The following is an 11933-nucleotide window of genomic DNA, read 5'->3' as shown; positions in this document are numbered from 1 at the left end:
ACGAGCTCGCGCAGGTCACGCGTGCGCGCAGACTGCCGTCACGGAGCGGGCGAGGGGTCGACCGCGGCGCTAGGCCCGCGCGAGCAGCGTCAGCCACACCCCGATGCCGAAGTCGCCGCGCACCGTTGCGCGTTCGCCGGCCTTCGCCGCGTAGCCGTACGAACCGGCGACGCGAAAGATGGTCTCGGGGCTGACCTTCCCGCCGAACACCCCGAAGGCGCTCGCGAACGCAGCCGCGGGGAAGTAGATCCGACCGAACCACGCCTGCCGTGCCTCGGCGATCTCGAGCACGGTTCCCTGGTGCTCACGCACCAGGTCGCCGAACGAGTCGTCCGTCACCGTCTCCAGCCCGGAGTCGAGGCTGCTGCCACGAAGCGCGAGCAGCGAGGCTCCCACGATGTGGTTGGTGAGCTGCCCACCTCGATCTCCCGGTGAGAAGCTCGAGAACTGCGTGCCGGCGGAGTGCAGCGCGCGGACTGCACGCTCGTCGAGGTCGAGCGCGCGCGCCACGGTGACGAGGTCGCTCCGGTTCACGGGGAAGATGAATCCGCAGTAGGCGTCGCGGGTCGCGTCGACCTTGGCATGGAGCTCGTCGCTGCGCTCGGAGAACAGCGCACGAACGTCGTCAGGATCGACGGCGTCGAGGGTCTTGGTGTTCTTCTCGGCAGCCATGAGACCGACCTCCTGCGACGACGGCGCGCCCGACGCGGCGATTTCCTCCCACCCTAGGATCCGGCCTGCACTCCGGACGGCGACGCCGTCGACCCCTTCGGGCACTGTCCACCGGCCCCTCGACCGGGGCGCTCGCGGCGACGCCCGTCAGGGCGCTTCCCCAGCAGCAGGCGCGACGCGAGCGGCAGCCGCGGGGACCATCACCACTGCGGCGGTGCCTGGGCACGGGCCCGCAGTCCCGAACCCGGCGGATGGACTCACGCGAAGGTTCGCGCACGTGTCGTGCGGGCCGTGCGCGCTCGCCGTGCGGGCGGGCGGCGCAGCGCCGTGCGTCAGACCCCGACGGGTCCGACCGACTCCGTGACCTGGGCGCGGCCGTCGGCGAGCGTGTACTCGACACCCAGGATCGCGCAGCGGCCCTCCGCGACCGCCTCGGCGAGCGACTTCGAGTAGCCCTGCAGCATCTGCACGGTGTGGCGCACGTGCTCGTGCCCCAGCTCGGCCGCCGACAGCGACGCGAACGTGCGCCCGTCCGGGCCGCTCGCGATGTTCACGATGCTCGGGATCACGCGGTCGACGATCGCGCGCACGAACCCGTCGGGCAGCTCGCCGGTCGTCAGCGCCGTCGTCGCCGCAGCGACCGCGCCGCAGCTGTCGTGCCCGAGGACGAGGACCAGCGACGCGCCGAGCACGTTGACGCCGTACTCGATCGACCCGATCACGGTCGTGTCGAGCACGTGGCCCGCGGTCCGCACGACGAACACGTCGCCGAGCCCCTGGTCGAAGATGATCTCGGCGGCGACCCGGCTGTCGGAGCAACCGAAGACGACAGCGAACGGCGCCTGCGCGACGCTCAGCTCGCTGCGCCGGTCGACACCCTGCGACGGGTGCAGCATCTCGCCGCGCACGAAGCGCTCGTTGCCGTCCTGGAGCCGGGTCCAGGCCTCTGCGGGAGTGATGGTGGAGGTCACGGCCCACATGCTGGCAGGTCGCCGGACCGCCCGCGCGTCCGGTTCGCAGAGCGGTCACCCTGGGCCGGCGGCGCGCTCACCCGGGGTCGGAGTCCGGGTCGGCCCCCGGGGTGCCCGAGCGTGGCCGTACTAGAGTTCCTGGGTGCCAGCCCGACGACTTCGACGCGCCGCCGTGCCCGCCGTGGTCGCGGCCGTCACGCTGCTCCTCGCGTCGTCGTCCGTGGGTGGGCCGCGCCCTTACGCGGAGCCCGCACTGCGCACGCAGGCCGCGCTCCTGTCGGTCGACGACGTGGTCGTGGCGGTCGGCCCCGACGAGGAGGTCGCGCGCTTCGAGGGCAGCAACGTGACCGCCACGGTGGTGAGCGCCGCGGGGGAGGACGCCCGTGGGGCCAGCGAGCGCCACGCGGAGCTCGAGGCGCTCGCGGAGACCCAGCGCGACTGGCTCGACGCGGGCACGGTGCCCGGGCCCGAGCAGTACGCGGACATGGCGCGGCAGGCGCTGCTCGACCTGGACACCCTCACGCTCGACAACGGCGCCGTCCTCGCCGGACCGACCGCCGCGTGGCTCTACTCGTGGCCGCGTGACGCGAGCTTCGTCGCCGTCGCGCTCGCCCGCACGGGCCACGCCGACGACGCCGCACGGATCCTCGGGCACCTCGCGCGCGTGCAGGAGGCCGACGGGACGTTCCAGGCGCGGTACCTGCCCGACGAGAGCGGCGTGCCCGACGCCCGCGGCACGCAGCTCGACGGCGGCGCCTGGTACCTGTGGGCCGCCGCCGAGTGGTACGCGGCAGCCGACGACCAGACGCGCGCGGCGACGCTCGACGCGCTGGCCCCCAGCCTGACGAACGCGCTCGCGGCGATCGAGGCCGCGATCGACCCGGTCACGGGGATGCCGCGACCGTCGCCGGACTACTGGGAGGTCCGCGAGACCCGCACGACCCTCGGCGTGGTCGCGCCGATGCTCCGCGGGGCGCGGGCCGCGCGAGAGCTCGCGCAGTCGGTCGCCGCGCGGGGTGCCGGGGCCGCGCCGGGTGCTGCGGGGGCGCCGGACGCCGGGACCGGGCAGGACGCCGGGAGTGCGCCGGACGCCGGGACCGCCACGCCGGACGCCCGAGGCGCCTGGGCGACGGCGTTCGACGCCCGCGCCGCGTCGGTCGAGGCCATGCTCGACCGCGCGCTCGCGACCCGGTTCGCCCCGCTCGGGTACCCGCGGCACGACGGCGGCGACGTGCGAGACGCCGCCGTCGCGTTCCTCATGCCGCCCTTCGCGCCCGGCTCGCCCGACGTCACCGCGGCGTGGCTCGAGGCCGCGGACGGCATGGCGCGGCCCGCGGGCGGGCTCGCCCCCGGAGCCGGCTGGAAGGCCGACGGCATCTCGTGGACCCCGCAGACCGCGCTGTTCGCGCTGACGGCGGCCGGCTCCGGCCGGGTCGACGACGCCCGCAGCCGTCTCGACTGGCTCGACGCGCACCGCACCGACGCAGGGTCGCTGCCCGAGAAGGTGCTCTGGGACGGCCGGCCCGCGGACCTCGCGCCGCTCGCGTGGACCGCCTCGCTCGTGCTGCTGACTCTCGACGAGCTCGACGCGCAGGGCTGACGGACGCGCAGGGCTGACGGATACGCGGGGCTGACGGACGCGCACGACCGACGGGCACGCGGATCCGACCGACGCGCACGACCGACGGACGCCCGAAGCTGACCCGCGAGCAGGACCGGCGACTTGGAAGGCGCGCCCCGCCGTCAGCCCTCGCCGAGCTCCGCGGAGGTCGGGGGGTTCGCGCCCGGACGCGAGACCGTGATGGCCGCGATCCGCACGCACCGCACGAGCACCTGCTCCAGCGTCGCGGCGTCGATCGCGCGCAGCGCCTCGCGGCGGTCCGCCCCGAGCAGCCCCGCGGACCACAGCCCGTCGATGAGCCCGGACATGAACGAGTCGCCCGCACCGACCGTGTCCGCGACCTCGACGCTCTCGGCGGCGATCGCGAGGCGGTCGCCGGACGCGGTGCACGCGAACGCGCCCTCGCCGCCGTGCGTCACGACCACGACGGCCGGGCCGCGGCGGACCCAGTCCTCGGCGATCTCCGCGGGGGCGACGCCCGGCACGAGCCACGCGAGGTCCTCGTCGCTGACCTTGACCACGTCGGCCTGGGCGACGAGCGCCTCGACGAGCGGCAGCGTGACCGCGGGCGCCGCCATGAGCGCGGGGCGCAGGTTCGGGTCGTAGGTGACGGTGGACGTCGCGCGGTGCTCCGCGAGCAGGCGTGCGACGGCCTCGCCACCCGGGGGCAGCACCGCGGCGATCGACCCGGTGTGCACCACGACCGGGGCACCGTCGGAGGAGTCCCACGTGGCCGGCAGGTCCCACTCGAGCTCGAAGTCGTACGTCGCGCCGCCCTCGGCGTCGAGCGTCGCCGCCGCCGTCGACGTCGCGGCGGCGACCCGGTCCCCGCGCAGCACGTGCACGCCGTCCCGTTCGAGGTGCGCGCGCACGAGGTCGCCGTGCGCGTCGTCGCCGAGCCACGTCAGCAGCTCGGCGGTGCGGCCGAGCCGCGCGAGCCCGAGCGCCACGTTCGCGGGGCTGCCGCCCGGGTGCTCGCTCACCGAGCCGTCGGTGCGCCGGACGATGTCGACGAGGGCCTCCCCGACGACGAGTGCGCGCTCGCTCGCCGCGCTCATCGTGCACCGCCGGCGGCCGCAGCGGCGTCGGACGCCTCGACGCCCGGGCCGGGGTCGTCGCCCCGGGCGGACGCGAGGCGCTCGCGTGCACCGTCCAGCCACTCCTGGCAGCGTGCGGCGAGCACCTCGCCGCGCTCCCAGAGCACGAGCGACTCCTCGAGGGTCGCCCCACCGGCCTCGAGCCGGGCGACGACGGCGACGAGCTCGTCGCGCGCCTGCTCGTAGCTCAGGTCGTGCGCGTCGTCGAGGGGTGCAGCGGGTGTGGGCGCGGGCTCGGTCGTCTTCGGCACGAGACCAAGTCAACCAGCACCCGCCCACCTCGCGCGAAGGCTCACGGCAGGCGAGCACCCGCGTGCGGGCTGGGCCGCCCCGACGGGCACCGTGTCCTGTCGGGCTGGACGCAGCCGGCCCTCAGCCGCCGCTCGTGACCGCCGCGTGGATCTCGCCGTGCGCGACCCGCACGCGCAGGTCGTCGCCTGCCGTGACGTCCTCCGGGTCGCGGACGACCGTCCCGTCGGCGCGCTGGACCACCGCGTAGCCGCGCGCGAGCGTCGCGGCCGGCGACAGGGCCCGGACCTGCGCGGCGAGCCGATCGGTGTCGGCGCCGGCCTGGACGAGCGCCTGCTCGAGCGCGCGGCGCGCTCCGTCGCGCAGCCGGTGCACGTCCTGCTCGCGCGACTCGACGAGCCGGACGGGAGTCGCGAGCACCGGGCGGCTGCGCAGCGAGTCGAGCCCCGACTGCTCGCGCGTGACCCGGTGCACGAGCGCTCCTCGCATGCGGCTGCGGGCCTGCGTGAGACGCGCCCGTTCCTCGCCGACGTCGGGCACGACGTGCTTCGCGGCGTCGGTCGGCGTCGATGCGCGGTAGTCGGCGACGAGGTCGAGCAGCGGGCAGTCGGTCTCGTGGCCGATCGCGCTCACGAGCGGCGTGCGGCACGCGGCGGCCGCGCGCACGAGCGCCTCGTTGCTGAACGGCAGCAGGTCCTCGACGGCGCCGCCGCCGCGCGCGACCACGATGACCTCGACCCGCGGGTCGGCGTCGAGCTCGGCGATCGCCGCGCTGACCTGCGCGACCGCGCCGACGCCCTGGACCGCGACCTCGCGGATCTCGAACTCGACCTGCGGCCACCGCGCGCGGGCGTTGACGACGACGTCGTGCTCGGCCTTCGACTCCCGCCCGCACACGAGCCCGACGACGCGCGGCAGGAACGGCAGCGGCACCTTGCGGCGCGCGTCGAACAGCCCCTCGGCGGCGAGGACGCCCTTGAGGTGCTCGATCCGGGCGAGCAGCTCGCCGACCCCGACGGCCCGCACCGCGTCGGCCTGCATCTGCAGCGACCCGCGCTTCGTCCAGAACTCCGGCTTGGCGTGCACGACGACGCGCGCACCCTCCTCGACGGCGGTCCCGGATGCGGCGAGCACCCCGACCTTGAGCGAGACGGGGAGCGACATGTCGACGTCCGTGTCGCGGAGGGTCAGGAACGCCACTCCGGCGCCCGGACGACGGTTGAGCTGGACGACCTGCCCCTCGATCCACACCGGGGCCATGCGCGCGACGTACTCGGCGATCTTCGAGGACAGCAGGCGCACCGGCCACGGGCGCTCGGCCGTGGTGTCGAGCGCCCGGAGGGGCATGCGACGCGGCGCTGCGGCGTCCGTGGTGTCCGTGGGCGCTGCCGGTGCCGAGCCCGGCCCCGGGACGTGCGCCGCCGTGGACCCTGACGCCGGCCTCCCGCCGCCCGAGGGCACGGCTCCGCCCGTGCGTCCGCTGTCCTGCGCCTCACCCGTCGACCTCACGCGCACACCCTGCCACGACCCGAGGACACGGCCCGGGGCCCCGCAGGTGCCCGGTGTCACGCCCCTGAGGCTGCTCGCGGAGCGTGCCCGCACGCGGTCCCCGCAGGACCTGCGCATTCCCTCCCGAGGGGTGACCCACCCCACGCACCGGCCCCGGTCCGTGCGCGCGGCGCGTTGCCTAGACTGAGGACGTGAACCTCGATAACGCGACCCCCGCGCGCAAGCGGGTCCTGCTCGCCGCGCCCCGCGGGTACTGCGCCGGTGTGGACCGCGCGGTCGTCGCCGTCGAGAAGGCGCTTGACCACTACGGCGCCCCCGTGTACGTCCGCAAGGAGATCGTCCACAACAAGCACGTCGTCGAGACGCTCGCTGCGCGCGGCGCGATCTTCGTCGACGAGACCGACGAGGTGCCGGTCGGCGCCCGCGTCGTCTTCTCGGCCCACGGGGTCTCCCCGGCCGTGCACGCCGCAGCCGCCGCGCGCTCGCTCGAGACGATCGACGCGACCTGCCCGCTCGTGACGAAGGTGCACAAGGAGGCCGTGCGCTTCGCGTCGGACGACTACGACATCCTGCTCATCGGCCACGACGGCCACGAGGAGGTCGAGGGCACGTACGGCGAGGCCCCGGACCACATCCAGGTCGTCAACTCGCCCGACGACGTCGACTCCGTGACGGTGCGCGACCCGGACAAGATCGTGTGGATCTCTCAGACCACGCTCTCGGTCGACGAGACGATGGAGACGGTCCGCCGCCTGCGCGAGCGCTTCCCGACGCTGCAGGACCCACCGAGCGACGACATCTGCTACGCGACGCAGAACCGCCAGGTCGCGGTCAAGAAGCTCGCCCCGGAGTGCGACCTCGTGCTGACGGTGGGCTCGGCGAACTCGTCGAACTCGGTGCGTCTCGTCGAGGTCGCGCTCGACGCGGGTGCCCGCTCGTCCTACCGGATCGACAAGGCCGCCGAGATCGACCCCGCGTGGCTCGAGGGTGTGACGACCGTCGGCGTGACGTCGGGGGCGTCGGTCCCGGAGATCCTCGTCCGCGACGTGCTGGACGCGCTCGCGGCGCACGGCTTCGGTGACGTCGAGGAGGTCCGGACGGCAACCGAGGACCTCATGTTCTCGCTGCCCAAGGAGCTGCGGACGACGCTCAAGAAGAGCGGCGGCAACCCCGGCCGGGGCGCCCGGCGGGAGCTCAGCGTCCAGCCGATCTGACGTCGCGGGACCCCCTCGGCCCGGACGTCGACCAGCGTCCGGACCGGCACGGCGTCGACCGGCACCGCATCGACCGGTACCGCATCGACCGGCACCGCGTCGAACCCGGGGTCGGCGCGGGCGCGTCGGGTCAGAGGCGCCAGTCGTACGCGTAGACGCCGACGAGAGTCAGCGCCGACTCCTCGGGCGTGCCCGCGCCCCGGCGCGCGTCGTGGTCGTAGACCAGCACCAGGCCGGTGTGCTCGTCCGTGCGCAGGCGCGAGAGGTCGACCGCCGCCGCGTCCGCGAACGAGGCCCCGGCCGAGTAGCCGGTGAGCTCCGCGACAGGGTCGTCGGCGGGTTCGACGAACCCGTCGACCTCGAGCAGCTCGGGGTCGACGGAGACGAGCCCGGCGTCGACCTCGAGCCGGAACGGGCTGCGGTCCCCGTCGGCGTCGAACGGCAGCAGGCGGTACTCGTCGAGCTGCTCCGGCGGGACGGTGGTCAGGAAGATGCTGACGACACCCGCCCGCGCGCTGCTCGGGCCGGCCGGGGTGTCGTCGCCGGCCGGGGCGGCCTCGCCGACGGGCGTGCCGTGGTCCGCGGTGTCATGATCCGTCATTTCGGTCATCCTGACATCTTCTCGGCGGAGCGCACGTGGGCGCCCGGGTGCTCACGCGTTGGACGCCACGTGACCGCCTCCGCCCAGGTCGTCGAGCGCCACGGCGTGCTCGCTCGCGAACGCCACGAGCTCCGGGGCGCTCACGGCCGAGAGGCGGGGGTTCGAGGCGGGCGGGGTCTCGAGGTCCGCGTCGACGACGTGGAGGTCGGAGAACCTCCGTGCGCTCACCAGGACCCGGGTCTCGAGGGAGGACACCGTCTGGTTGTACGCGCCGGCGGCGGCGTCGATCGAGCGGCCGAGGCGGGCGAGGTGCGAGCCGAGCGTCGCGAGCCGGCCGTGCAGCTCCTTGCCGAGGCTCAGCACCGCCTGCGCGTTCGACGCGAGCGCGTCCTGCCGCCACGCGTAGGCGACCGTCCGGAGGAGGGCGAGCAGGGTCATCGGCGTGGCGATGACGACGTTGCGCTCGAACGCGTACTCCACGATCGTCGGGTCCTCGTCGAGCGCCGCGTGCAGGAACGTCTCGGCGGGCACGAACATCACGACGAACTCGGGCGCGGGGGCGAACTGGTCCCAGTACCGCTTCGCGGCGAGGTCGTCGACGTGGGCGCGCACGTGGCGTGCGTGCGCCGCGAGCCGGTCGGCGCGCACGGCCTCGTCGGTCGTCGTCGAGGCGTCGAGGAAGCCGAGGAACGCGACCTTGGCGTCGACGACGACCTGCTTGCCGCCGGCGAGCCGGACGACCATGTCGGGGCGCAGCAGCCCGTCGTCCGTGCGCACCTGCGCCTGCTCGACGAAGTCGACGTGCGCGAGCATGCCGGCCGACTCGACGACCCGGCGGAGCTGGATCTCGCCCCAGCGCCCCCGCACCTGGGACGAGCGCAGCGCGGTCACGAGCTGGGCGGTCTCGGTGCGCAGCAGCTCCGACTGCTCGCGCATCGCCCGGACCTGCTCGCGCAGCGACGCGTGACCCTCGACGCGCGCCCGCTCGGCGGTCGTCAGCTCCGAGCGCACGGCGTCGAGCGTGCGGCTCAGCGGCTCGACGAGCGCCCGGACGGCCTGCTCGCGCTGCGCGAGCTCGCCCGCCTGCGTCTGGTGGCTCGCGGCGAGGCGCTGGTCGGCGAGCGCCAGGAAGTGCTCGTTGTTGTCCGCGAGCGCGTCGGCCGCGAGCGCACGGAACTGCTCGGCCTGACGGGCCTGGTCCGCGGCGAGCGCCTGGAGCCGTGCGGCGTGCGCGGCGCCCTCCGCCTCGAGCCGTGCCCGGGCGTGCACCGCGTCGACCTCGGCGGCGCGCAGGCGCCCGGCGGAGCGCGCGGCCGACGCGAGCCAGCCCACGAGGCACCCGACGAGGAGCGCGGCGAGCGGGAGCAGGAGGTCCATGGCCGTCACCCTGCCAGAGCGCACCGACACGCCCGCCGCGACCCGCACGGTGTCCGGCCGGGCGTCTCCCCGAACGTCCCCGCACGTCAGACGGCCGGTCTATCCTGGCGCGATGCCGCCCGCGCCCGACGACACGCCCTCCGCCGACCCGGCAGCCACGGGCCACGCCGCCCCGGCGGCCACCGCCCAGGACGGCCCGGCGGCCACCGCCCAGGACGCCCCCGCCCCGGCCGGCGTCGCGCCCGCGCCCGGTCGCCCGGCGGCGCTCGAGGTGCGCGGGCTCTGGAAGCGCTTCGGCGAGAAGATCGCGGTCGCCGGTGTCGACCTCCGGGTCCCCGCCGGGTCCTTCTACGGCCTCGTCGGGCCGAACGGAGCAGGCAAGACGACGACGCTGTCGATGGCGACCGGTCTGCTGCGGCCCGACTTCGGGCAGGTCCTCGTGCAGGGCCACGACCTGTGGGCCGACCCCGTCCGCGGCAAGAGCCTGCTCGGGGTGCTGCCCGACGGCGTCAAGCTGTTCGACCGGCTCTCGGGCGCGCAGCTCATCAGCTACGCGGGCCTGCTGCGCGGGATGGACCGCGAGACGGTCGCGCAGCGCGTCGGGGACCTGCTCACGGCGCTCGACCTGGCCGCGGACGCCGACACGCTCGTCGTCGACTACTCCGCGGGCATGACCAAGAAGGTCGCGCTCGCGTGCGCTCTCGTGCACGCCCCGCGCGTCCTCGTGCTCGACGAGCCGTTCGAGGCGGTCGACCCGATCTCGGCCGCGAACATCCGCGAGATCCTCGCCGGGTACGTGGCCTCGGGCGGCACCGTCGTCGTCTCGTCGCACGTCATGGACCTCGTGCAGCGGATGTGCGACCACGTCGCGATCATCGCGGGCGGGCAGGTGCTCGCCGCGGGGACGATCGACGACGTGCGCGCGGGCTCGAGCCTCGAGGACCGGTTCGTCGAGCTCGTCGGCGGTCGCTCGACGGGAGAGGGGCTCGCGTGGTTGCGCACCTCGTCCGCCTCAAGCTGACCCTGCTGCGCAACGGGCTGCGGCGCAGCGCGTGGCAGGTCGTCGGGCTCGTGCTCGGGCTCCTGTACGGGCTGGGCATCGTCGCCGCTGCGCTGGTGGGCCTCGCCGCGCTGAGCACGCAGGACGTCGAGGTGATCCGCCTCGCGCTCGTCCTCGGCGGGAGCCTGCTCGTCTTCGGGTGGTGGGTCGTGCCGCTCGTCGCGTTCGGCGTGGACTCGACCGTCGACCCCGCGCGGTTCGCGACGCTCCCGCTCCCGCGGCGCACGATGATCGTCGGGCTGACCGCCGTGGGACTCGTGGGCGTACCGGGGCTCGCGACGACGCTCGTCACGCTCGGCACGGTCATCACCTGGTGGCGTCAGCCGCAGGCCCTCGTGCCGGCGGTCGTCGGCGCGCTGCTCGGGCTCGCGCTGTGCGTGGTCGGCTCGCGCGCCACGACCACGGTGCTCGCCCCGCTGGTGACCCGGCGCCGGTTCCGCGAGGTCGCCGCCGTCGCGGCGTTCCTGCCGTTCATGCTGATCGGCCCGATCGGCAGCGTGCTCGAGGAGCGGCTCTCGGGCAGCGAGGACATCTGGCCCGACGTGGTGCGGGTCCTCGGCTGGACGCCGTTCGGGGCGCCGTGGGCGCTCACGGCGGACGCCGCCGAGGGGGACTGGGCGGCGGGGCTCGCGAAGCTTGGCATCGCCGGGGCGACGCTCGCCGTCCTGCTGCTCGGCTGGTCGCGCGGGCTGGACACCGCGCTCGTCCGCGGTCCGCAGGAGGGCCGGACGCGCAGCCGCACGCACGGCCTGGGCTTCTTCGGGCGGGTCCCGGCGACGCCGACGGGCGCGGTCGCCGCGCGCTGCCTGACCTACTGGCTGCGCGACGCGCGCTACGCCGCGGGGGTGGTGATCGTCCCGCTGCTGCCCGTGATCCTGTGGTTCGCCGCGGGCGACGGCTGGGTCATGCTCACGCTCGGCCCGCTCGTCGGCTACCTCATGGGGTGGACGGTCTCGGCGGACGTGGCGTACGACGGCACGCCGTTCTGGACGCACGTCGCGGCGCCGATCGACGGGCGCGTCGACCGGGCCGGGCGGGCGTGGGCAGCTGCGGTGCTGGGCGTGCCCGCGACGGTCGTGCTCGCGCTGGTCTCGCTCCAGCTCACCGGCCGCTGGTCGCTCGCGCTCCCGGTCATCGGCGCCTCCCTCGGGGTCTTCGCGACGTCGCTCGGTGTCGCGAGCGCGGTCTCGTCGCGACTCGTCTACCAGGTGCCCAAGGCCGGGGAGAGCCCGTTCTCGAGCGCGCAGGGCGGCGCGAGCGCGGGCGTGGTCGCGCAGCTCGTCGGCACCGGCGTGGTCTTCCTGCTAGGGCTGCCGACGCTGGGGCTCGCGGTCGCCGGCATCGCCACGGGCTCGACGCTCCTCGGCGTGCTCGCGCTCGTCATGGGCGTCGCCGTCGGGGCCCTGGTGCTCGTGCTCGGGGTGCGGCTCGGCGGCGCGATGTACGACCGGCGGGCTCCCGAGCTGCTGGAGCGCCTCGTCTCGTTCGGCTGAGCGGCGCACGTCGCTCCTGCCACGGGGTCGGCGCCCGCGACCGGGCGCCCGAGCGGGCCCGTAGGATGG

11 protein-coding genes are annotated in these 11933 nt (G+C 75.3%); 4 read left to right on the top strand and 7 right to left on the bottom strand.

Annotation, left to right across the window (positions count from 1 at the left end; genetic code table 11):
- Window positions 1-69: 69 nt before the first annotated feature.
- Both ACWFNE_RS17870 and ACWFNE_RS17865 read right to left on the bottom strand, forming a co-directional pair.
- Window positions 70-672, bottom strand: coding sequence for a hypothetical protein (locus tag ACWFNE_RS17870; RefSeq protein WP_452123768.1), 603 nt, complete (start codon window positions 670-672; stop codon window positions 70-72).
- A gap of 332 nt (window positions 673-1004) precedes the next feature.
- The gene (locus ACWFNE_RS17865) at window positions 1005-1652 is read right to left on the bottom strand and encodes a carbonic anhydrase (RefSeq protein WP_452123767.1); all 648 of its coding nucleotides are present in this window, start codon (window positions 1650-1652) and stop codon (window positions 1005-1007) included.
- 133 nt (window positions 1653-1785) lie between these two features.
- Here ACWFNE_RS17865 and ACWFNE_RS17860 point away from each other — a divergent pair, with 133 nt between their 5' ends.
- Window positions 1786-3243: a glycoside hydrolase family 15 gene (locus ACWFNE_RS17860; RefSeq protein WP_452123766.1), complete on the top strand. Its 1458-nt coding sequence runs from the start codon at window positions 1786-1788 to the stop codon at window positions 3241-3243.
- 143 nt (window positions 3244-3386) lie between these two features.
- Here the strand turns inward: ACWFNE_RS17860 and ACWFNE_RS17855 are convergent, their stop codons facing one another.
- The 3 genes from ACWFNE_RS17855 to xseA form a co-directional block, all read right to left on the bottom strand.
- Window positions 3387-4322 (bottom strand): carbohydrate kinase family protein, encoded by a 936-nt coding sequence (locus tag ACWFNE_RS17855; protein WP_452123765.1) that lies wholly within the window; start codon window positions 4320-4322, stop codon window positions 3387-3389.
- Complete coding sequence (locus ACWFNE_RS17850; RefSeq protein ID WP_452123764.1) at window positions 4319-4612, bottom strand: exodeoxyribonuclease VII small subunit; 294 nt, start codon at window positions 4610-4612, stop codon at window positions 4319-4321. The genes ACWFNE_RS17855 and ACWFNE_RS17850 overlap by 4 nt, the downstream gene beginning before the upstream one ends.
- Window positions 4613-4733: 121 nt before the next feature.
- Complete coding sequence (gene xseA / locus ACWFNE_RS17845) at window positions 4734-5957, bottom strand: exodeoxyribonuclease VII large subunit (protein WP_452123763.1); 1224 nt, start codon at window positions 5955-5957, stop codon at window positions 4734-4736.
- A 353-nt stretch (window positions 5958-6310) separates the two neighbouring features.
- Here xseA and ACWFNE_RS17840 point away from each other — a divergent pair, with 353 nt between their 5' ends.
- Entirely contained in the window at window positions 6311-7333 is a 1023-nt protein-coding gene (locus tag ACWFNE_RS17840; RefSeq protein ID WP_452123762.1) for a 4-hydroxy-3-methylbut-2-enyl diphosphate reductase, read from the top strand.
- A gap of 130 nt (window positions 7334-7463) precedes the next feature.
- On the opposite strand, the gene ACWFNE_RS17835 is transcribed toward ACWFNE_RS17840, so the two are convergent.
- Window positions 7464-7943 (bottom strand): hypothetical protein, encoded by a 480-nt coding sequence (locus ACWFNE_RS17835; RefSeq protein ID WP_452123761.1) that lies wholly within the window; start codon window positions 7941-7943, stop codon window positions 7464-7466.
- Between the two features lie 42 nt (window positions 7944-7985).
- Window positions 7986-9311, bottom strand: coding sequence for a DNA recombination protein RmuC (gene rmuC, locus ACWFNE_RS17830; RefSeq protein WP_452123760.1), 1326 nt, complete (start codon window positions 9309-9311; stop codon window positions 7986-7988).
- Between the two features lie 112 nt (window positions 9312-9423).
- Here rmuC and ACWFNE_RS17825 point away from each other — a divergent pair, with 112 nt between their 5' ends.
- Both ACWFNE_RS17825 and ACWFNE_RS17820 read left to right on the top strand, forming a co-directional pair.
- Complete coding sequence (locus tag ACWFNE_RS17825) at window positions 9424-10332, top strand: ABC transporter ATP-binding protein (protein WP_452123759.1); 909 nt, start codon at window positions 9424-9426, stop codon at window positions 10330-10332.
- Entirely contained in the window at window positions 10302-11864 is a 1563-nt protein-coding gene (locus tag ACWFNE_RS17820) for a hypothetical protein (protein ID WP_452123758.1), read from the top strand. Before ACWFNE_RS17825 ends, ACWFNE_RS17820 begins: the two co-directional genes overlap by 31 nt.
- Window positions 11865-11933 lie beyond the last annotated feature (69 nt).

This window comes from Cellulomonas sp. NPDC055163, from assembly GCF_053607065.1.
The sequence above is the reverse complement of the archived record's forward strand: the minus strand, read 5'-3'. Positions and strand labels throughout refer to the sequence as shown.